Raw genomic sequence first — 20,610 nt, 5'->3', positions numbered from 1 at the left:
CCGTACCGAGGACTCGTGGGGCAGCGCACGGCTCCGTGTGCGCTGCCGTTCAGGCATATGTGCTGTCGCCGGGGACGGTGAGGCGGAAGCCGATGCCGCGAACGGTGGCGATCCAGGCCGGGTCGCCCAGCTTGCGGCGCAGCGCCGACACGTGCACGTCGAGCGTGCGGGTGGGGCCGAAGTAGTTGGGGTCCCACACCGTGTCGAGGATCTGCTGGCGGGAGTGCACGGCGCCGGGATCGCTGGCCAGTTGGGCCAGGAGATCGAATTCCTTCGGGGTGAGTGTGAGCGGGCGGCCGTCGATGGTGACGCCCCTGGTGCGCCGGTCGATGGTCAGCGGGCCGAGGTGCTGGACGCCACGATCCTCCGGAAGTTGCGTGCGCTGACGGGGGAGTCCGGTTGCCGTGCCGGTGTGCAGTGGGGCGAGTCTCTCGGGGTGGGTGCGGCGGGTGACGGCTCGGATCCGGGCGACCAACTCGCGTACCCCGAAGGGCTTGGAGAGGTAGTCGTCCGCTCCGACTTCCAGGCCGACGACGCGGTCGGTCTCCTCGCCTCGTGCGGTGATCATGATGATGGGGACGGTGGAGCGGGCGCGCAGGGCCCGGCAGACGTCGATGCCGTCCATGTCGGGCAGCCCGAGGTCCAGAAGGATGAGGTCGGCGGTGGAGGCCGACAGGGCGGAGGCTCCGGATTTGACGTGGTCGACGGCGAAGCCGTAGCGGTTCAGCCCTTCCATGACGGGACCGGCGATCCGGTCGTCGTCTTCGACGAGCAGGAGCCGCATGGTTTCTGCCGATGGTCCGGCCGGGACGACCTGGTCGGCCCCTGCGGTGTACGAGGGATCGCTATGCGTCGGCATGGCTGTGTCCGTGATCGTCTGGGGTGGGTCCGCCGCTGCCGGCGTCGCGGCGTGCGGTGGTGGTGACGGTGCTGCGAGTGGGGAGGGGAGGCACCGCGCCCTGTCGTGCCCGCATCGCGGACCGGGGACGTCGGGGATGGGCTGTGCGGTGGGCGTCAGCGGTCCTGAGGCGGACAACGGCATCAAGTCCGCCGCCGGGTGCGGCCTGCAGAGTCACCTCGCCGCCCGAGGCGCGGGCCAGTTGCTTCACGATGGGCAGGCCGAGGCCGGTGCCTTCGTGGTCGGCGTCGCTCGCTCGCCAGAAGCGGTCGAAGGCGCGTCGCCGCTGTTCCTCGGTCATGCCCGGGCCCTGGTCGGTCACGTGCAGTTCCACGGTTCCGGGCGCCCCGCTCGCCCAGGCGGTGGCCAAGGTGATCGTTGTTTCGGGCGGTGAGACCCGCAGCGCGTTGGAGAGCAGGTTGTCGATGATCTGGTCCAGGGCGCCGGGGATGGCCCGCACCCGGCCGATCTTCGGCCCGGCGACGACGATGTCCACGTAGTGTTCGCCGGCGAAGGCGGTCCACACGGCCGCGCGGTCGGCGACGACGGAGTCGAGGTCGGTGGCCTCGGGGGTGGTCGCCGCGTTCTCCAGCCGGGCCAGGGCGAGCAGCCCCTGCACCATGCGGCTGAGCCGCTCCACCTCCTCCACCGCTTCGTCCAGGCTGGGCCGGGCGCGCGGGTCGAGGTAGGGCTCGAAGTTCTCCAGTCGCAGCCGCAGCGCGGTCAGCGGGGTCTTCAGCTGGTGGGACGCCTCCGAGGCGAACGCGTGCTGGGCCTTGAGCAGATGCTGGAGCCGGGTCGCGGTGCGGACGAAGCTGGAGGCCAGGCGCCGTAGCTCAGGGGGTCCGAGGTCGGTGGCGGGCAGATCCTTCAGGGTGCCGTCGGCCAGTTGCGTCGTGGCGTGCTCCAGCGCCCGCACCGGGCGGGTGATCCAGCGGGCCAGCGCAAGAGCTATCAACGCAACGGCCGCCAGTACCCCCAGACCCACGGCTGCCAACGCCAGCCAGGCGTCATGGACCTTGGACGTCACCGTAGTGAGGGGAAAGGAGGCCCGTACGACGCAGCGGACCGTGGCGCCGGAGGCGCCCGGCACGGTGGCGAAGAAGGCCGCTTCGTCGAGAGCTGGATCCTGCCGGGTCCCCGAATTGGACCGGTTCCGCAGAGCGGCTGCGATATCCGGCTGCGTGGACAGGTCCGCCCCGGCGGGCAACGCGTTGCGTGAGTCGGTGAGCAGTTTTCCTTGGCTGTCCACGACGGTGACATGGCTGCCGGTGCGCCGCGCGAAGCTCGCCACCAGCTCCGGCAGGTCGGTGGCGGTCCGCCGCTCGACCTTCTCCTCCAGCACCTCTGCGAGCATGACCACGGCCTGCTGCCCGTTGCCGGTGAAGCGGGACATCTGACCGCGGGCGTAGACGTAGCCGAACGGCACTTCCAGGCACAGCAGCACCAGCAGGGTGAGGCTGAGATAGCTGAGGAGGAGGCGGCGGGTCACCGGTCACCTCCTTCGATGTGCTCTTCCGCCTGCGAGGCGAATGCGCCGCCGGCGGGTGGCATGAGCCGGAACCCCACGCCGCGGATGTTGTCGATCCAGGCGGGATCACCGAGCTTGCGACGCAGTGCGGCGACGTGGACGTCCAACGTCTTGGTGGGACCGAAGTAGTTGGGTTCCCACACGGCGTCCAGGATCTGTTGTCGCGTGCGGACGGCGCCGGGGTCGTCGGCGAGATAGGCGAGCAGGTCGAACTCCTTGGGCGACAGGGCGATGAAGGTCTGGTGCAGGCGGACTCGGCGGCCCCGCCGGTCAAGGGTCAACGGGCCGATCTGCTGCGCGCGGGCCACCGGTACGGGGTGGCCGTCCCGGGAAGCGGGCATGGCCGCCACCGGCTCGGCCGCAGCCGGTCCGGCACGACGGAAGACGGCCCGGATCCGGGCGACCAGTTCCCGTACCCCGAACGGTTTGGACAGGTAGTCGTCGGCCCCGAGCTCCAGACCGAGCACACGGTCGACCTCGTCGTTTCTCGCGCTGATCATGATGATGGGCACCTGGGAGCGCAGTCGGAGGGTGCGGCAGACATCGATGCCGTCCATGTCGGGCAGCCCCAGGTCCAGGAGCACCATCTCCGCTTCCGCCGCGGCGAGTCCGTCGGCGCCCGTACGGGCGTGCTCCACGGTGAACCCGAAACGGCTCAAGCCCTCCATCAGCGGCCCGGCGACCCGGTCGTCGTCCTCGATCAGTAAGACATGCATGTCGACAGACTCACAAGCCGGCGGTGCCCTGCGCCGGGAAACTGCTGAATGTCGCGCGGATTGCCTTCGGCGAAAGTGAACAACCGTCTTCCTTCACTGCCTGCTGTCCGTCACCGACCCTACGGGGCCTGATGCAGCACAACGTCAGCGAGATGACAGCGGCGTGCAAGCAGTCTGTTAAGAAGTGCAGCGCAGGCTTTTCGTCGGCCGGCAACCGCTTTCCGGGTAAGCGGTACCCCGGCGCAGCCGCTCCGCTTGCCGAGCCGGGCACACGGGACATGCGGCCAATTGTCCGACGACGGTTCCATTTTCCGGAACGGTGGAGCGGTCGGAATGCTGGATCGATTCTGATACCGGCCTTCCTTTTCTCTGGCGATCAGTTAACTAACGATCCCGTAACGTTGCCGGCAACTGATCGCGGACGGCGCTCGCATTCGCGCTTTCTCTTTGCCTCCGCAGCCTCTCCGCTCATTTTCCTATGCCACGGGACGGTGAAACATGCCGTACAGCAGCACGATCGACGAACTGCGCCGAGTACGCCCCGATCTGGTCGAGCCCTTCACGGCCGCGCTCCCCGGTGCGCGTGCCACGGTGCTCGGCCGACTATGGGGCGCCTTGGCCCGCGAACCCCTGCCGGGTGTCGTCGACCGCAACCGCGACGCCGACACCCTCGTCATCCGCCTCACGGGCGGCGGACAGGTCTCGGGCCCGGCCGCCGCGGCGGAACGATTCGCTTCGATCCCCGCCGACTTCACCGTGCAGGGCTCCCACGGTCCGATCGAGGGGCCGACCCGGCTCCTCGCCGCCCTCGGGGTCCACACGGAGACCGCCTCGCGTCTGGCCGCCGAGCTCGACAACAGCATCGCCAACCTGGCCCTGGCCCGCGCGGCGAACCACGAGCCGGACGCGGTACGGAACTCCGCCGACGCCGAACAGACGGTGGTCGACGGCCATCCGCAGCACCCCTGCTGCCGCACCCGCACCGGACTGTCCGTCTCCGAGGTGCTCGCCTACGCGCCCGAGCACCACCCCGTCATCGAGCTGGCGCTCGTCGCCGTACCGGCCGCTCGCTGGCAGGTCACCGGCGAGTGGCCCCAGGAACTGCGGGACGGCGACACCGTCCTGATGCCGGTCCACCCCTGGCAGCGTGACCACGTCCTCGCCCGGCAGCCCGACCTGCCGGTCGTGGACCGTACGATCGCCGCCCGCCCGCTGCTGTCCATGCGCACCATGTCCCCCCTCGACGCCCTGCCCGGCTGCCACATCAAGACGGCGCTGGACGTGCAGGTCACCAACTACCGGCGCACCATCTCCCCGGCCGAGGTGGCCGACGGAGCCCCACTGTCCGAGCTGGTCACCGCCGTCGTCGACAAGGCCGGCCACGGCGAGAGCCTGCGCATCCTGCGCGAACTCGCCGGCGGCGCCATCCGCGTGAACGGCACGCCCTCGGCCAGCCTGGCGGCGATGATCCGTGAGTCCAGCGAACGGCACCTGGAATCGGGAGAGATCGCCGTGCCGCTCACCGCCATCCACGCCACCGGGGCCCGCATGGTGAGCGGCGACCCGGTCAGCTGGCTGGCGGAATTCGCCGGACTCGTCCTGCCGCCCGCGCTGACGCTGTTGTCCATGGGTGTGGCGCTGGAGGCCCATGGCCAGAACACGCTCGTCGCGCTGCGCGACGGACGGCCGGTACGGGTGCTCTACCGCGACCTGGACGGCGTACGCATCCATCCGGACCGGCTCGCTCTGCACGGCTTCGCACTGCCACCGCTGGCCGGCACCCGAGCCGGAAACGACGAGTCGGCGCTGCGCACCAAGCTGTTCGGCGGCCTGCTCAGCGGTGTCTTCAGTGAACTGGTGGCCGTGTTGTCGCGCACGCACGGGGCCGACCCCGAGGAGCTGTGGGCCGCGGTGGCCGCCGTCGGCCGCCGCGTCTACGCCGACCTCCCCGATGCCGCCGGGGACCGGCAGGCCTTCTTCGGCGACACGCTGCCGCTGAAGGCGACCATCGCGATGCGCCTGGCACAGGACTCCGGCGTCGCCCGATGGACTCCCGTCCCCAACCCCCTGGCCCGCCACCGCTGCTGACTGACAGCCCGCTTCCCCCTGCCGTGCCCGGCCGGCCTCCCCGCACCTCTCCTTGCACCGACTGGAGTCTCTCCGCATGACCCTCCCCAGCACCAGCGGCGCCGTCCTCGCCACCACCGACAGTCCCGCTCAGGTCGCCGACGCCGTCACCGCCCATACCCTGCTCAACTGCCTGATCCGCGAACTGTCCGCGCCCGAGCGACAGGTCACCGTCGACAAAGACCGCCTGCTGCTGTGGCTGCCCCGCCGCGACGTCCTGCTCCGCGTCCCCCTGCGCCGCATCTCCCTGATCGGCGCCCACCGCTTCGACGGACAGATCAAGCGGTACGACGGCGCGAGCTGGTCCCCGATCGGCTGGCGAGAGCTCGCCGGATACATCCAGGACGAGCTGGAACTGCGGACCGGTGTGGCCAACGACGAGTTCCTGGACCAGGTCACCGACAGCCGGAACACCATCCGCACCGTCCTGGACCTGCGCGCCACGGCGGCCTTGCCGCAGGACCCGTACCTGGAGTCCGAGCAGTCCCTGGTCTTCGGCCACCGCTTCCACCCCTCACCCAAGTCCCGCACCGGTGACCCCGAGGACTGGCTGGACTACGGCCCGGAGACAGGCACCCGCTTCCCGGTGCGCTACCTCGCCGTCCATCGGCGTCTGGTGCGCGAGGAAGGCGATCTGAGCAGGCTCGACGCCCTTCACCCGGACGGGCGAAGGGATTACCTGACCCTGCCGGTGCACCCCTGGCAGTACCGGCTGCTCGGCGACCACGCCACCCTGCGCAGGGCCATGGCCGCAGGCTCGATCATCGACACCGGCGTCACGGGCCCGGACTTCGCCCCCACCGCCTCCGTGCGGACCCTCTACCAGCCGGACGCCGACACGTTCCTGAAGTTCAGCCTCAACGTCCGCCTGACCAACTGCGTCCGCAAGAACGCCGCATACGAGCTGTCCGGCGCCGTCGCCCTCAACCGGCTCCTCCACCCCGTCTTCGCCGCAATCGGTCAGGCGCATCCCGGAAGCTCGCTGCTCCCCGAGCCGGGTTACCGCACCCTTGCCCTCGACGGCGACCTCTCCCTCCTGGAGGGCTTCGGCGTCATCGTCCGCAGCGGCCTGCGCGCACACCTGCGTCCGGGCGTGACCCCGCTGCTGGCCGCCGCGATCGCCGACGAGCACCCCACCAGCTCGGCCCAGGTGTCCCGCCTGCTGGCGCGCGGTGACGGCGATGCGCTCGCCTGGTGGGACGCCTACCTCGGCCTGCTGCTGCCGCCCGTCCTGACCGCCTACTTCGAGCACGGCATCGTCCTCGAACCCCATCTGCAGAACGTCGTCGTCGGCGTACGCGCCGACGGCACCCCCGCCCAGATGCTCTTCCGCGACCTGGAAGGCACCAAGCTCCTCCCCGAACACCACCGCGAGTTCCTCACCGCCCTGCCCGAGGACGTCCGCAAACCGATGACGTACGACGCCGAACGCGGCTGGAACCGGGTGGCCTACTGCCTCCTGGTCAACCACACCGCCGAAGTCCTCGCCGCCCTCGCCGACACCGACCCGGCCCTGGAGCCCGCCCTGTGGGGCCTGGTCCGCGACCATCTCGACGCCCACTCCCGCAGCGCGGGCGAGCCGCCCCGGCTGCGCGCCCTGCTCTCGGGCGTCCCGCTGCCCGCCAAGGCCAACCTGCTGCTGCGCTGGTCCCGGCAGGCCGACCGGCACGCCGGCTACGTTCCCCTGCCCAGCCCGCTGGGCGAGGGCTTCCCCCGCGAGGTGACCCGATGAGGCCGCAACTCCTCCAGCACGTCGCCGAGCTGGGTGCCGAAGACCTCCCCGTCTACGTCTACGACCTGCAGGACCTGAGCGCACACGCGGCCGCCATCCGCACCGCCCTGCCCGAGCGCGTCGAACTCTTCTACGCGGCCAAGGCCAACTCCGACCCCCGGCTCATGGAGGTGCTGAGCGACCACGTCGACGGCTTCGAGGTCGCCTCCGGCGGCGAACTCCACCACATCCAACGCACGTGCCCAGGCACGGCGATCGCCTTCGGCGGCCCCGGCAAGACGCCCGCCGAACTGGAACAGGCCCTCCAAGGCGGAGTGGACCGCCTGCACATCGAGAGCGAACAGGAACTCCACCTGCTCACCGGCCTGCTCGGCGAGCGCACGGTGGACGTCCTGCTCCGGGTCAACCTCCCGATCGCCCTCGGTCCGGTGGCCCTCGCCATGGGCGGTCGGCCCAGCCCCTTCGGCCTGGAACCCGGCCACCTCGACCGCTGTCTGGCCCTCCTCGCCGACGACCCGCGCATCCGACTACGAGGCATCCACGTGCACCTCGCCAGCGGCCTCGATGCCACCGCCCACCTCGACCTCGCCGGCCAGGTCCTGACCTGGGCGAGCGAATGGGCGGACCACAAGGGCGTGGAATTGACCGAGGTCAACCTCGGCGGTGGCATGGGGGTCGACTACGCCCGCCCCGACCGGCGCTTCGACTGGGCGGCCTTCGGCGCCGGTCTGCGCCGTCTGCTGGAGGGACACCCCGGCCTGACCCTGCGCATCGAGCCGGGCCGCGCGGTCACCGTGTACTGCGGCTGGTACGTCACCGAGGTCCTCGACATCAAACGCAGCCACGGCCACGCCTTCGCCGTCCTGCGCGGCGGTACGCATCACCTGCGCACCCCGGCCACCAAACAGCACAACCAGCCGTTCCGCATCCTCCCCGCCGACACCTGGGACCGTCCCTGGCAGCGTCCCCAGGCCCAGGACGAACCCGTCACGCTGGTGGGCCAGTTGTGCACACCCAAGGACGTCTTGGCCCGCGAGGTGCACGTCGGACGGCTGCGCGTCGGCGACCGGATCGCCTTCGCCCTGGCCGGGGCGTACGCCTGGAACATCTCCCACCACGAGTTCCTGCTGCACCCCGCCCCGCAGTTCCACCACCTCGACCACGCCCCCGTCCTCGCCGGACCCCACCCGTAGAAGGTCATGAGCAAGCACCGCCGTGTCCGCAGCAGCGACAGGATGCAGACCCTCCGCGCTTGCTTTGCCACCCCCGGCGTGGGAGGCCGACACCGCAGGGTCCGAAGGGGCGGAAAGCGACGGGCCCGGAGCGAAGCACTCGCCACGCTCGGGGCCCGCAACTTCCGCCGGTACCTGATCGGGCAGCTCGTCTCCAACACCGGCACCTGGATGCAACGCGCCGCCCAAGACCTGCTCGTCCTCCAGCTCACCGGCAACAGCGGCAGCGCCGTCGGCATACTCACCGCCCTGCAGTTCCTGCCGCAGACACTCTTCGGTCTCTTCGGGGGCGTCTTCGCCGACCGCTTCGCCAAACGCCGCCTGCTGACCCTCACCCAGTCCGCCATGGGAGTGCAGTCCCTGGTTCTGGGCGTCCTGACGGTGACCGGAGCAGTGCACCTGTGGGCCGTATACGTGCTGGCCTTCCTGCTGGGCACGGCCACGGCGCTGGACAGTCCGGCCCGTAACGCCTTCGTCTGCGAACTCGTCGGCACAGAACGCCTGGCCAACGCCGTCAGCCTGAACTCCGCCCAGTTCAATGTCGCCCGCGCGATCGGTCCGGCCGTGGCCGGCCTGGCGGTCGCCGTCGCGGGCACCGGACCCGTCTTCCTGGCCAACGCGGCGTCGTACCTTGCCGTCCTCTACGGCCTGATCACCCTCCGCGCCGACGAACTCCACGCGCCCAAGGAGAAGAACCGCGGAAACACCGGCTTGTCCGACGCGTTCAGAGCCATCCGCGCCACCCCCGAACTGCTGCTGCCGATCACGGTCATCGCTTTCGTCGGCACGTTCGGCTTCAACTTCCAGGTCACCATCGCCCTGATCGCCCGCACCGTCTTCCACTCGGGCTCCGCCGCCTACGGTTACCTGTCCGCTGCCTACGCCGTCGGCAGCCTCATCGGCGCGCTGCGGGGGGCCGGGAAACGCAAGCCTCCCACCGCTCGCCGCCTGGTCACCGCCACGGTCGTCTTCGGAGTCCTGGAGGCCCTGTCCGGCTTCATGCCCGGTTACGCCGCCTTTCTGCTGGTCCTGCTGCCCACCGGGCTCGCCTCCGTGACCGTGATGACCACGGCCAACGCCATGACGCAGCTGAACGCCGACCCGGGCATGCGCGGCCGCATCGTCTCCGTCTACCTCTTGGTGCTGCTCGGCGGCACCCCGGTCGGCGCCCCTTTGGTCGGCCTGGTCTCCGACACCCTCGGCGCCCGCTTCAGCCTCATCCTCGGCGGCGCGCTCTCCGCCATGGCCGCCCTCACCCTCTCGACCGTGATCACCACACGCTCACGCACCGCCCAAGAGAGCCCCCCGCTCGCCACGGTCGCCTCACCGCCACCGATAGCCATCGACAGCCGCCTCCACCCCGAATCCGCCGCACAGCCCGTCGCACGCCGACCAGCGGCCTGAGGCAGGACGTGCCAGCTGGCCGCACCGGGGGCCGCCGCGCCGAGGCACTGGCACGGCGGCAGCGCCGCCCCCTGCAGCACGAGGTGGAGCACGGCGGCGGCAGCCCCCGGCGACCGGGTCGGTACGTCAGCGCTTCGGCGGCGGCTTGATCAGGTAGAGCCGGCGGGCCAGGTCCAGCGCGGTCAGCATCACGTTGGCGCCGTTCCAGCGGTACGGGCGCTGCTGTCCCCACACGGAGCGGTTGCCGCCGCTCGGGTCGGCGGCACGCGCGCCCACGACGACCCCGGACCGATCGCTCCAGTCATGGAGCTCCGCCTCGTGGTCGCCCACTGTCCAGCTCTGCCCACCCCGGATGTGCTGGGCGATCAGCCCGGGAATCAACTGGAACCGCGACCCTTCGGCCAGAGCCACGGCCAGCCTCTCGACACCGTCCTGCAGTCTGTGGTTGCTCGTGCCGGCGTCGTTGTCGAAGAGTTGGCGTACGGCATCCCTCAGGAAACCCCGGCCGACTTGGATGGTGGGGAGGTCGCGATAGGTGACGGGGAAGGGGAAGCGCGACCTTTGGGCGCCCTCGTACACCTCTCCCGGGACCATGTCCCTCCCGCCCTCGGCGAACGTGTAGACGATCTGGCGGCCGTCCTCGTGACGCACGTAGAAGCCCAGCAGATAGTTGTCGGACCGGCGGAAGAGTCCTCGGACCGCGCGGCCCGCGATGTCGTCGCGCTCGGCGAGCCGTCCGATGTTGATCGACTGGAAGGCTTCGGGGTCGGGGTTGCGGATCAGATGGCCGGACCCGGGCTGCCGGACGGCCTCGTCCCCCAGCATCGCGCTGCGGATGTTCCCGACCGTGTGCGTGTAGAGGTCTGCGTACTCCTCGTCGCTTCCTGCCAACCTCGGCTGGGCCTGCGTCTGTGGCCGGGACTGTGGCCGGGCCTCCGGGCTGTTCTGGGCGACCGCGCTTCCCGCACCGAGCGTGCCCGCCAGCACGGACACCATGACCGTCGCACTGACCAATCGCCGCCGCAGCAGCCCGTGTTCAGTTCCTCGCGTCATCTCTCCTCGGCCTCCCATGTCAGGCCCAGAAGTCGAACTCGGCCCGCAGATGGCCCTTGGTGACCCGGCCTCCGTCGCTCCAGTAGAAGGCCTTGTACTCCTCGCCCTTGTTCAGGTGCAAACCGATCATGGTCGAGCCGTACGCGCCGCAGTGGTCGTTGCCGCAGGCCCAGTCCCACGTGATGCGGTTGCCTTTGCTGTCGGTGATCTCGATCCAGTCCCAGCCGTCGTACGGATCCCGCCCCGAGGGCGCCATCCATGTCACGTTGATGCCGGTGAGGTGGGACTGGTACCACCAGCCGCGGTGTTGCGCCGGCGACACCTCGCTGATCAGGTAGTCGGCGTTCATCGTCGGGAACTCCGCCTTGGGGTCCCCGGGGCCCACCTTCTGGTGCGTCGGCGGCTGCCAGTGCGCACGCGCCGAGTCGGTCGCCGGAGCCGCCTGCACAGCGGCCGTCGTCGACTTGCCCGAGTCCTGCGGCGCCGCGGAAGCCGTCCCCAGCGCCACCACGGACACGCTCGCGAGCACCCCGGCCATGACCGCGGCCCGCCGCCGGGGCGTGTTCACCCCGGCGTATAAGGAAGAAACCTTTCCCCTGCCTCGTGTACGGAACGACATACGTACCCCACCTTGCCGTTGATCGGTGATCGGTGATCGATGCGCCAGAGACGCTAGGGAGCGGCGATCAACGTTCCTTTGACGATCGCTCAACGCGAGGCTTCACGCGTGGATGCGAGGCATGTCCATGACGTCGCAGACCTCCGCCTCAACGTCCTCCTCCATGCCCCGAGGAAGGAAAGGCTCCGATATCCAGTCGGCCGCGTCTTTCAAGGTCGCATGAAGAAATTCACCACACGCCGATTTGCCTCGCCTGGGGGCGGACGGCACCAGCCACGAATCGACGCTCGACCTCGCACTCCGGCCCACACGCCACCCGTCAGGGTGATCTCGCTCGAACTCAACTCAGTTCCAGGGAACGACAGTTCGACGCCAACGAGGCTCTTCGCACCCCTTGGCGTCGTCTTATTCCGAATGCCTCAGTTACGGCAGCAGCTTCCGCCAGGATGACGCGCAAAACGCGGACCGCAACGCAAAGGGACCCCGGAATGAGAATGATGACCGACATATCGCTGGATTGGCTGGTTCCCGGAGCCCTGGTGCTCGTCGGGGTGCCGGTGGCAGTGGCGCTGGTGGTGCGTGGTCGGCGGGCGGCGGCGCGGTCCGACGGTGGCGACTCGTGGGAGCGCAGCGAGGAGCGGCGCCGCCGCAAAGAGACCGTCTTCGCCTCGGCCTCCTATCTGCTGCTGTTCTGCTGTGCGGCGGTCGCTGCCGCACTGTCCTTCCACGGTCTGGTCGGCTTCGGCGTACAGAACCTCAACCTCTCCGGGGGCTGGGAGTATCTGGTGCCGTTCGGGCTCGACGGTGCGGCGATGTTCTGCTCCGTGCTCGCCGTGCGGGAGGCCAGCCACGGTGATGCGGCGCTCGGCTCCCGGATGCTGGTGTGGACCTTCGCGGGCGCCGCTGCCTGGTTCAACTGGGTGCATGCGCCGCGCGGCCTGGACCACGCCGGTGCGCCGCAGTTCTTCGCCGGGATGTCGCTGTCGGCCGCGGTCCTCTTCGACCGGGCGCTGAAGCAGACCCGCCGGGCCGCGCTGCGCGAACAGGGTCTGGTGCCGCGTCCGCTGCCGCAGATCCGGATCGTCCGCTGGCTGCGCGCGCCTCGGGAGACCTTCGCGGCCTGGTCGCTGATGCTGCTGGAGGGCGTACGGACGCTGGACGAGGCCGTCGAGGAGGTGCGTGAGGACCGGCGGCAGAGCGAGCAGAATCGTCTGCGCAGGCGCGAGCAGGGCAAGCTCGACCGGGCCAGGATCAAGGCCATCAACCGGCAGCACCGCAGTTGGGGCCGCGGCGGCCGGCAGCTGGCGGTGACGCAGGCGGCATCGGCCCCCGCGGAGGTGGCCGGCCCGGACCCGGCCATAGCCGGTGAGCCGCAGCCACCGCTCGCCGGGGAGCCGCCGGCGCACTCCCGTCCGGCACTGAAGGCCGTGTCCGGTGCTGAGGCCGGGGACGCCGAGGACGCTGCCGGTCCCCGGCGGACCGTCGATCTCACCGCCGAGGACGACACCCAGACGATTCCGCGTCTGGACTCCCTGGAGGAGAAACTCGCCGAGATCGAACGGCAATTCGGCTGACCGGTGGCGGACCGCGCCGGCCGGCGCCCCCGACCCGGGTCAGGCCGGTCCGCCGCCCAGCTCGAACCACACGCTCTTGCCGAGGCTCTCGGTGCGGATCCCCCACGCATCGGCTAAGGAACGCACCAGCATCAGCCCGCGGCCGGAGGTCCCGTCGGTGGTCGGGGCGCGCGGCTCGGGGCGCCCGGGGACGAAGTCCCGGACCTCCACCCGCAGCCGGTCGCCGACCCGGGCCGTGACGACGGCACCGCCCTCGGCATGCACCAGGGCGTTGGTGACCAGCTCGCTGGTGAGCAGCGTGGCGACCTCCATGAGCTCGCCGCCCCCCGGCACCGTCCAGCGGCTCAGCAGCTGGCGCAGCTCGCGGCGCACCTCGCCGACCGCCTTCAGGTCCGCATGGCGCACCTTCCGCTCCAGTACGCCCGGCGCCCGCGCGGCGCTCCCGCCGCTGCGACTCACCTCGACGCCGCGCTCTCCTCTGTCCCGTTCCTCGCGCCGCACAGGCTGACGCATGCTCTCCCCCGCCCCCAACGAACTTCGGCGCTCTGCCTCGAACAGCCTCACGGTCAGCATGCCCATCGGATCAGCCGCCATGCTTCCGCCCGCGGGGTCACCGGTGCACGCCCCGCGCGCCGGGTGAGCCCCCCGTGTCCCAGTGGGTATGCCTGACCAGAGCCCGTCGTGGAACCCCGCCGGACCGGGCCACGCCGGGGAGGTGCTCCCCGGCCACCCGCCGGGGGCGCGCCCCCGGCGCACGGGGAGAACGAGTGTGAGGAGCCGCTGTGCACGACGACCGACTGCTGGTGGAGGGGCGCCTGGAGCGGGCGCTGAGGCAGTTCATCAGGCCCGCGCAGTACGCCGCGCGGGAGCCGTTGCGGCTCTCGGTCTGGCATGCGCCGGGGATTGGGGCCTCCCCTGCGCATGGGGGTCCCCCCTGCTCGAACGGAGCCGAGAGCGTGGGGGAGGAGTCGAGAGCTTGGGGAACCGTCCCCGTGGGGGAGGCGCTGGCGGCCGCGTACGAACCGTTCGCAACCGGTGAGGCGTGGGGGCCGCCGTGGTCCACCAGCTGGTTCCGGCTGGCGGGCCGGGTGCCGCAGGAGTGGGCCGGGCGGCGGGTGGAGGCCGTCATCGACCCAGGCTTCAGCGGCGACGGGCCCGGGTTCCAGGCCGAGGGGCTGGTCTACGACGCCGACGGCGTGCCCCTCAAGGGCATCCATCCGCGCAACCGGCACATCCCGGTCGGCGCGCCGGCCGACGGCGGGGAGGAGGTCCGGCTGCTGCTGGAAGCCGCCGCGAACCCTGCGGTGCTGCGGGACTTCTCCCCCACCGACCTCGGCGATCTCCGCACCGCGCCCGGACAGCCGCTGTACCGCTTCGCCGCGGCGGATCTCGCGGTGCTCGACGAGACTGTCTGGCAGCTGGTCCTCGACATCGAGGTGCTGTCGGAGCTGATGCACGAGCTGCCCGTCGACCGCCCGCGCCGGCCCGAGATCCTGCGGGCCCTGGAGGACATGCTGGACGCGCTCGATCTGCATGACGTCGGCGGGACGGCGGCCGCGGGCCGGGCCGCGCTGGCGGAGGTGCTCGGCCGGCCGGCCGCCGCCAGCGCCCACCGCGTGTCGGCCGCCGGACACGCGCATATCGATTCCGCCTGGCTGTGGCCGCTGCGCGAGACCGTACGCAAGGCGTCCCGCACCTTCGCCAATGTCACCCACCTCGCGAAGGACTACCCGGAGCTGGTGTTCGCCTGCTCGCAGGCGCAGCAGTACGCCTGGGTCAAGGAGCACCAGCCGCATATCTGGGAGCGCATCAAGGAGGCCGTACGGGAGGGCAACTGGGCGCCGGTCGGCTCGATGTGGGTGGAGTCGGACGCCAATATGCCCGGCGGTGAGGCGCTGGCCCGCCAGCTCGTACACGGCAAGCGCTTCTTCCTCGACGAGCTGGGGGTGGAGACCGAGGAGATCTGGCTGCCGGACTCGTTCGGCTACACGGCCGCCTTCCCGCAGCTGGCCCGGCTGGCCGGGGTGAAGTGGTTCCTGACCCAGAAGCTGTCGTGGAACCAGACCGACCGGATGCCGCACCACACGTTCTGGTGGGAGGGCATCGACGGCACCCGCGTCTTCACCCACTTCCCCCCGGTCGACACCTACAACTCCCGTCTGCACGGCGCCGAACTCGCCCATGCGGAGCGGAACTTCGCCGACAAGGGCCGCGCCACCCGCTCCCTGGTGCCGTTCGGCTGGGGCGACGGCGGCGGCGGGCCGACCCGCGAGATGCTGGAGCGGGCCCGCCGGCTGCGCTCTCTGGAGGGCTCACCGCGCGTGGAGATCGAGCCGCCGGCGCGGTTCTTCGAGGCCGCGCACGAGGAGTACGGCGCGACGGCGCCGGTCTGGTCGGGCGAGCTGTACCTCCAGTTCCACCGCGGTACGTACACCTCGCAGGCGAAGACCAAACAGGGCAACCGGCGCTGTGAACATCTGTTGCGCGAGGCGGAGTTGTGGGCCGCGACGGCCGCCGTACGGGCGGGCGAGGCCTCCGTAGGAGCAGACGGGGGCGCCGCGTACCGCTACCCGTACGAGGCCCTCGACCGCCTGTGGAAGACCGTTCTGCTGCATCAGTTCCACGACATCCTGCCGGGGTCGTCCATCGCCTGGGTGCACCGCGAGGCCCGTGAGACCTATGCGGCGGCCGAGGCCGAACTGACCGGGATCATCGAGGCGGCGATCGGCGCGCTGGACGGGACGGGAGCGGGGAGCGCCGGGCCACCGACGGTGTTCAACGCCTCGCCCTACGACCGGGACGAGATCGTCGAACTGCCCGCGGGAGGCCGGGCCCCGGACGGACCCACCGCCGTCGCGGTCCACGTCCCCGCGCTGGGCTCGGCCGTCGTCCGCCCGCCCGGCCCGGACTCCCCCACCCCGCCGCCGGCGCCCGTCCGGACCGAGACCGGCACCGAAGGCGACCTCACCCTCGACAACGGGCTGCTGCGGGTGCGGCTCGACACCGACGGGCTGCTGGTGTCCGTACGCGATCTGCACGCCGGGCGGGAGGTCCTGGCGCCGGGCGCCCGCGGCAATCTGCTGCAGCTGCACCCCGACCATCCCAACCAGTACGACGCCTGGGACCTCGATCGGCACTACCGCAACCGGCACACCGATCTGACCGACGCCGAGTCCGTCGAGCTGGCCGCGGCCGGGCCGCTGTCCGCGACGGTGCGGGTGACCAGGGCGTTCGGCGCGTCCCGGATCGTCCAGGAGCTGACCCTGCGGGCCGGGTCGCACCGCCTCGACATCCGCACCGACATCGACTGGCACGAATCGGAGAAGGTGCTCAAGGCAGCGTTCCCGCTGGACGTGCACGCCGAACGGTCCACCTCCGAGGTGCAGTTCGGGCACGTCCACCGCCCCACCCACACCAACACCAGCTGGGACGCCGCCCGTTTCGAGATCTGCGCCCACCGCTGGCTGCGGGTCGCCGAGCCCGGCTACGGCGTCGCGCTGCTCAACGACTCGACGTACGGCCATGACGTCACCCGCACCCCACACCCCGAGGGCCTGGGCACGACGGTGCGGCTGACCCTGCTGCGCGCACCGCACAGCCCCGACCCCGAGACCGACCAGGGCACCCACCACTTCACCTATGCGCTGCTGCCGGGCGCCGGGACCGGCGAGGCCGTCGCCGAGGGCCTGGCCCTCAACCTCCCGCTGCGCACCGCCGCCACCCCGCCCGTGCCGCCGCTGATCCGCGTCGACCACCCGGCCCTGACCGTGGAGTCGGTCAAGCTCGCCGAGGACCGCAGCGGCGATGTGGTGGTGCGGCTGTACGAGTCGCAGGGCGGAAGCGCGAGCGGCACCCTGTCCCCCGGCTTCCCCGTCGAACGGGCCACCGTCACCGACCTGCTGGAGCGTCCGCTGCACCGGGAGGAGGAGGGGCCGACCTCCGATCTGACGGTCGAGCTGCGGCCGTTCCAGATCCGCACGCTGCGGCTGCGCCCCCAGCACCCGCCGGTCGGCTGACTACATCCGGGGAATGTTGCGCAGGTTGGAGCGGGCCATCTGCAGCATCCGGCCGACCCCGCCGTCCAGCACGATCTTGCCGGCCGACAGCGCGAAGCCGGAGACCATCTCCGCGCTGATCTTCGGCGGGATCGACAGGGCGTTGGGGTCGGTGACGATGTCGACCAGCGCCGGGCCCTTGTGGCGGAAGGCGTCGCGCAAAGCGCTGCGTACCTGCTTGGGCTTCTCCACCCGGACGCCGTGGGCGCCGGCCGCGCGGGCGATGGCCGCGAAGTCCGGGTTGCGGTTGGTGGTGCCGTACGACGGCAGACCGGAGACCAGCATCTCCAGCTCCACCATGCCCAGCGAGGAGTTGTTGAACAGCACCACCTTCACCGGCAGGTCGTACTGGACCAGGGTGAGGAAGTCGCCCATCAGCATGGAGAAGCCGCCGTCGCCCGACATGGAGACGACCTGCCGCCCGCGGTCGATGAACTGGGCGCCGATCGCCTGCGGCAGCGCATTGGCCATCGAGCCGTGGCTGAACGAACCGATCACCCGGCGGCGGCCGTTGGGGGTGAGATAGCGGGCGGCCCAGACGTTGCACATACCGGTGTCGACGGTGAAGATCGCGTCGTCGGCGGCCTCCTCGTCCAGAATGGCCGCGACGTACTCCGGGTGGATCGGGGTGTGCTTCTCGACCTTGCGGGTGTAGGCCTTGACCACGCCCTCCAGCGCGTCGGCGTGCTTCTTCAGCATCCGGTCCAGGAACGTGCGGTCCTGCTTCTGCCGGACCTTGGGGGTCAGGCACCGCAGCGTCTCGCGGACATCGCCCCAGACGGCCAGGTCGAGCTTGGAGCGGCGGCCCAGGTGTTCGGGCCGGACATCGACCTGGACGATCTTGACGTCGTCGGGCAGGAACGCGTTGTACGGGAAGTCGGTGCCGAGCAGGATCAGCAGATCGCACTCGTGGGTGGCCTCGTAGGCGGCGCCGTATCCCAGCAGCCCGCTCATGCCCACGTCGTACGGGTTGTCGTACTGGATCCACTCCTTGCCCCGCAGCGCGTGGCCGACCGGGGACTTCACCCGCTCGGCGAACTCCATCACCTCGGCATGGGCGCCGGCGGTGCCGCTGCCGCAGAACAGCGTGACGTACCGGGCCTCGTCGATCATCCGGGCGAAGGTGTCGATCTCGGCGTCCCCTGGACGCACGGTCGGGCGCGAGGTGACCAGCGCGTGCTCGATGGCCCGCTCGGGGGCCTGCTCGGCGGCGATGTCGCCGGGGAGGGAGACCACCGAGACCCCGCGCTGCCCGATGGCGTGCTGGATCGCGGTCTGCAGCACCCGGGGCATCTGTTTCGTGCTGGAGATCAGTTCGCTGTAGTGGCTGCACTCGGTGAACAGCCGGTCGGGGTGGGTCTCCTGGAAGAAGGTGGTGCCGATCTCGCTGGAGGGGATGTGGGAGGCCAGGGCGAGGACCGGGGCCATGGAGCGGTGGGCGTCGAAGAGGCCGTTGATGAGGTGCAGATTGCCCGGGCCGCAGGAGCCGGCACAGGCCGCGAGCGAGCCGGTGAGCTGCGCTTCCGCTCCGGCGGCGAAGGCCGCGACCTCCTCGTGGCGGACCTGGATCCAGTCGATCGCGGAGTTCCGGCGGATGGCGTCCACCACTGGGTTCAGACTGTCGCCGACGACGCCGTAGAGCCGCTGCACCCCCGCCCGCGCGAGGATGTCCACGAACTGCTCGGCCACGGTCTGCTTCGCCATGTCGCTGCCGCTCCTTCGACGGGTGGGTGGCTGCGGGTCCGTTCCCATGAACCCATGCGCCGCCTCGGGGCGCCTCCGCTGGACGTCCGCCTCCGATCCGGTCCGGATCCCCGTGTGCCCCGGGCTACGACTCCCACACCCCGACGGCCGTACGGTCCTTCGGGTGGCCCTCGACCCGCAGTTGGGCGGCGGTGAGGAAGTCCGCCAAGCCCGGCGGTTCGGGGGCGGACCAGGCGGCGGCCAGCCGCGCGGCGAACGCGGGCTCCTGGTGGAGCGGTTCGGCGAAACCGGCGCTGCACAGCAGCAGGGTGTCCCCCGGACGGGCGAAGGCGGTCCGGAAGAGGAACGGCTCGGGCCGCGCCGGGCTGCCGGCCGGATACCCGCCGGCGGCGGGCGGGGGCGGGTCGCCGGCGTCCGCCGGGGCGTGCCGCGGCAGGTGGTCCAGCGCGGCGGGCTCCAGGTCCTGCCAGGCGCCGTCCCGCAGCCGGAAGAGGCCGCCCGCGCCGACCCCGAAGAACACCCGGGTGCGGCACTCCGGGTCGGCGGGCAGCAGCAGACAGCGCAGCGCGGCCGTGTACTGCTCCGGCGGAACGCCCCGCTCCTCCGCCCGGGCGCGCAGCTTGCCGTAGCCGCGGTCGATGAGCCGCTGCAGCCCGGATTTGAGGGCGTCGCGCTGGTCGGTACGGATGTCCTCCGCCAGTCGGGTGTAGCTGCGGCCGACCGCACCGCCGATCAGGGCGCAGGCGTCGCGGGCGGCGCGCGGGGCACCCTCGACGCCCGGCAGACCGGTGGCGACGGCGACCAGGAGCAGCGCATGCCGGCCCGCCCCGAAGCGGACGGTGAGCAGCGCATCGCGGCGGACGTCGCCGCGGTGGCGGGCCAGATCGCCGCGCCGGGAGGCGGCGCGCAGGGTCAGCGAGCCGTAACGGGCGCCGTCCAGCGCGGTGTCGGGCACCAGCTCGTCGAGGGCTGCGGGGTCGGCGGCGGGGAGGGGGCCGGGCTCGGGGGCGTATCCGTTGGGGCCGTAGTGGGGCGGTCCGGGGTCGTTGGGTCCGGATCCGGGCGGGTCGGGCTCGTACCCGTTCGGATCGGGTCCATTCGGCCCGTATCCGTTGGGTTCGGATCTGTTGCGTTCGGATCCGTTCGGTTCGCGTCCGCCCGGATCGGGTCCGGTCAGCTCGCGCTCGCCCGGATCGCGCCCGTACGCGGGCGGGCGGTCACCGGCGCCGCCGGCGGGGGCGGCCGGCGGCGTGTCACCCGGCGCCCCGCGCGGGGCCGGGGCGGGGCGGCGCGGGGCGGCTGCCGGGCGCGTTCCGGGGCCGGTGGACTGGAGCGGGATCGGTGCTGACGGGGCGGGCGGGGGCAGTGACGCAGCTCGGACGGGTGGTTCCCCGACGGCCGGATCGGGCCACTCCGGCGGGTCCCCGGGGGCCGGCTCCGGCCGTCCCGGCGGCTCTCCGTCCGCCGGCTCCGCCCACCGCGGCGGCTCCTGAGGCTCCGTATCCGCCCACCGTCGCGGCTCCTGCGGAGGCACCGTATCCGCCCTCCGCGGTGGTTTCGGCGGAGGCGGCGCCGTCCTCCCGGGCGGCCGCTGGGGCGCCCGGTCCACGCGTCCGGGCGACGCGAGCGCCCGCAGCGCCGACGCGACCCGGTCGTCGAGGGTGTCCGGGGCGTCGGACGGCCCGGTGTCGCCCACCGCGCCGCTCCCCGGGACGTCGTCCCCGCCGCCCCCGCCACCACTGCCGCCGCCGTCGCCGTACAACCGCCGCCACCAGTCGTCCTCGTGGCCGCGCCCGGTCCCCTGCTGCTTCATGGACCGTATTGTCCCCGGACGGCCGCGGCCCAGACAGGGCGCGAGAGAGCGTTCCCCCGTCGGGGTCACCGGGCGGCGCGGCCTTGATCGGGCTGCCGGGGTGTGTCCGGTGGTGTCCCTCTGGGTGTCTACGGCGGAGTGCCGCCCCGGGG

Annotated in this window: 14 protein-coding genes; 6 read left to right on the top strand and 8 right to left on the bottom strand. The window is 71.6% G+C overall.

What is annotated here, in order from left to right:
• Positions 1-49: 49 nt before the first annotated feature.
• The 3 genes from BKA18_RS29845 to BKA18_RS29835 all read right to left on the bottom strand — a co-directional run bounded on the left by BKA18_RS29845 (position 50) and on the right by BKA18_RS29835 (position 3,145).
• Positions 50-784, bottom strand: coding sequence for a response regulator transcription factor (locus tag BKA18_RS29845; protein ID WP_366045887.1), 735 nt, complete (start codon positions 782-784; stop codon positions 50-52).
• Between the two features lie 61 nt (positions 785-845).
• The gene (locus BKA18_RS29840; protein WP_366045839.1) at positions 846-2,390 is read right to left on the bottom strand and encodes a sensor histidine kinase; all 1,545 of its coding nucleotides are present in this window, start codon (positions 2,388-2,390) and stop codon (positions 846-848) included.
• The gene (locus BKA18_RS29835) at positions 2,387-3,145 is read right to left on the bottom strand and encodes a response regulator transcription factor (RefSeq protein WP_366045838.1); all 759 of its coding nucleotides are present in this window, start codon (positions 3,143-3,145) and stop codon (positions 2,387-2,389) included. Before BKA18_RS29835 ends, BKA18_RS29840 begins: the two co-directional genes overlap by 4 nt.
• Before the next feature lie 498 nt (positions 3,146-3,643).
• Here BKA18_RS29835 and BKA18_RS29830 point away from each other — a divergent pair, with 498 nt between their 5' ends.
• The 4 genes from BKA18_RS29830 to BKA18_RS29815 all read left to right on the top strand — a co-directional run bounded on the left by BKA18_RS29830 (position 3,644) and on the right by BKA18_RS29815 (position 9,640).
• Complete coding sequence (locus BKA18_RS29830) at positions 3,644-5,233, top strand: IucA/IucC family protein (RefSeq protein WP_366045837.1); 1,590 nt, start codon at positions 3,644-3,646, stop codon at positions 5,231-5,233.
• Positions 5,234-5,309: 76 nt separating this feature from the next.
• Positions 5,310-7,004, top strand: coding sequence for an IucA/IucC family protein (locus BKA18_RS29825; protein WP_366045836.1), 1,695 nt, complete (start codon positions 5,310-5,312; stop codon positions 7,002-7,004).
• Entirely contained in the window at positions 7,001-8,197 is a 1,197-nt protein-coding gene (locus BKA18_RS29820) for a type III PLP-dependent enzyme (RefSeq protein WP_366045835.1), read from the top strand. Before BKA18_RS29825 ends, BKA18_RS29820 begins: the two co-directional genes overlap by 4 nt.
• Positions 8,198-8,275: 78 nt before the next feature.
• Positions 8,276-9,640 carry an MFS transporter gene (locus BKA18_RS29815; protein ID WP_366045834.1) on the top strand — a complete coding sequence of 455 codons (1,365 nt, stop codon included), beginning with the start codon at positions 8,276-8,278 and terminating at the stop codon, positions 9,638-9,640.
• A gap of 126 nt (positions 9,641-9,766) precedes the next feature.
• On the opposite strand, the gene BKA18_RS29810 is transcribed toward BKA18_RS29815, so the two are convergent.
• Both BKA18_RS29810 and BKA18_RS29805 read right to left on the bottom strand, forming a co-directional pair.
• The gene (locus BKA18_RS29810; RefSeq protein WP_366045833.1) at positions 9,767-10,693 is read right to left on the bottom strand and encodes a ribosome-inactivating family protein; all 927 of its coding nucleotides are present in this window, start codon (positions 10,691-10,693) and stop codon (positions 9,767-9,769) included.
• Positions 10,694-10,712: 19 nt separating this feature from the next.
• Positions 10,713-11,261 (bottom strand): hypothetical protein, encoded by a 549-nt coding sequence (locus BKA18_RS29805; RefSeq protein WP_366045832.1) that lies wholly within the window; start codon positions 11,259-11,261, stop codon positions 10,713-10,715.
• A 548-nt stretch (positions 11,262-11,809) separates the two neighbouring features.
• On the opposite strand from BKA18_RS29805, the gene BKA18_RS29800 reads away from it, so the two are divergent.
• A complete protein-coding gene (locus BKA18_RS29800) occupies positions 11,810-12,886 on the top strand; it encodes a DUF2637 domain-containing protein (protein WP_429638782.1) in 1,077 nt (358 codons plus the stop codon).
• 39 nt (positions 12,887-12,925) lie between these two features.
• Here the strand turns inward: BKA18_RS29800 and BKA18_RS29795 are convergent, their stop codons facing one another.
• Complete coding sequence (locus tag BKA18_RS29795) at positions 12,926-13,303, bottom strand: ATP-binding protein (protein ID WP_093489348.1); 378 nt, start codon at positions 13,301-13,303, stop codon at positions 12,926-12,928.
• 365 nt (positions 13,304-13,668) lie between these two features.
• On the opposite strand from BKA18_RS29795, the gene BKA18_RS29790 reads away from it, so the two are divergent.
• Positions 13,669-16,902, top strand: coding sequence for an alpha-mannosidase (locus BKA18_RS29790; RefSeq protein ID WP_366045830.1), 3,234 nt, complete (start codon positions 13,669-13,671; stop codon positions 16,900-16,902).
• On the opposite strand, the gene BKA18_RS29785 is transcribed toward BKA18_RS29790, so the two are convergent.
• Positions 16,903-18,645, bottom strand: a complete 1,743-nt coding sequence (locus tag BKA18_RS29785; protein WP_006602290.1) for a pyruvate dehydrogenase — start codon at positions 18,643-18,645, stop codon at positions 16,903-16,905.
• A 124-nt stretch (positions 18,646-18,769) separates the two neighbouring features.
• Positions 18,770-20,458: a protein phosphatase 2C domain-containing protein gene (locus BKA18_RS29780; RefSeq protein ID WP_366045829.1), complete on the bottom strand. Its 1,689-nt coding sequence runs from the start codon at positions 20,456-20,458 to the stop codon at positions 18,770-18,772.
• Positions 20,459-20,610: the final 152 nt, after the last annotated feature.

Origin of the sequence: Streptomyces auratus (genome assembly GCF_050433025.1) — a bacterium.
GTDB classification, from domain to species: domain Bacteria; phylum Actinomycetota; class Actinomycetes; order Streptomycetales; family Streptomycetaceae; genus Streptomyces; species Streptomyces sioyaensis.
This window is presented reverse-complemented; position numbering and strand designations above follow the sequence as displayed.

What these genes read in the sequence shown, in the direction of transcription:
- BKA18_RS29845 (WP_366045887.1), bottom strand. Translation starts at nt 784, where the DNA reads ATGCGGCTCCTGCTCGTCGAAGACGACGACCGGATCGCCGGTCCCGTC.
- BKA18_RS29835 (WP_366045838.1), bottom strand. Translation starts at nt 3,145, where the DNA reads ATGCATGTCTTACTGATCGAGGACGACGACCGGGTCGCCGGGCCGCTG.
- BKA18_RS29830 (WP_366045837.1), top strand. Translation starts at nt 3,644, where the DNA reads ATGCCGTACAGCAGCACGATCGACGAACTGCGCCGAGTACGCCCCGAT.
- BKA18_RS29825 (WP_366045836.1), top strand. Translation starts at nt 5,310, where the DNA reads ATGACCCTCCCCAGCACCAGCGGCGCCGTCCTCGCCACCACCGACAGT.
- BKA18_RS29820 (WP_366045835.1), top strand. Translation starts at nt 7,001, where the DNA reads ATGAGGCCGCAACTCCTCCAGCACGTCGCCGAGCTGGGTGCCGAAGAC.
- BKA18_RS29810 (WP_366045833.1), bottom strand. Translation starts at nt 10,693, where the DNA reads ATGACGCGAGGAACTGAACACGGGCTGCTGCGGCGGCGATTGGTCAGT.
- BKA18_RS29800 (WP_429638782.1), top strand. Translation starts at nt 11,810, where the DNA reads ATGACCGACATATCGCTGGATTGGCTGGTTCCCGGAGCCCTGGTGCTC.
- BKA18_RS29785 (WP_006602290.1), bottom strand. Translation starts at nt 18,645, where the DNA reads ATGGCGAAGCAGACCGTGGCCGAGCAGTTCGTGGACATCCTCGCGCGG.
- BKA18_RS29780 (WP_366045829.1), bottom strand. Translation starts at nt 20,458, where the DNA reads ATGAAGCAGCAGGGGACCGGGCGCGGCCACGAGGACGACTGGTGGCGG.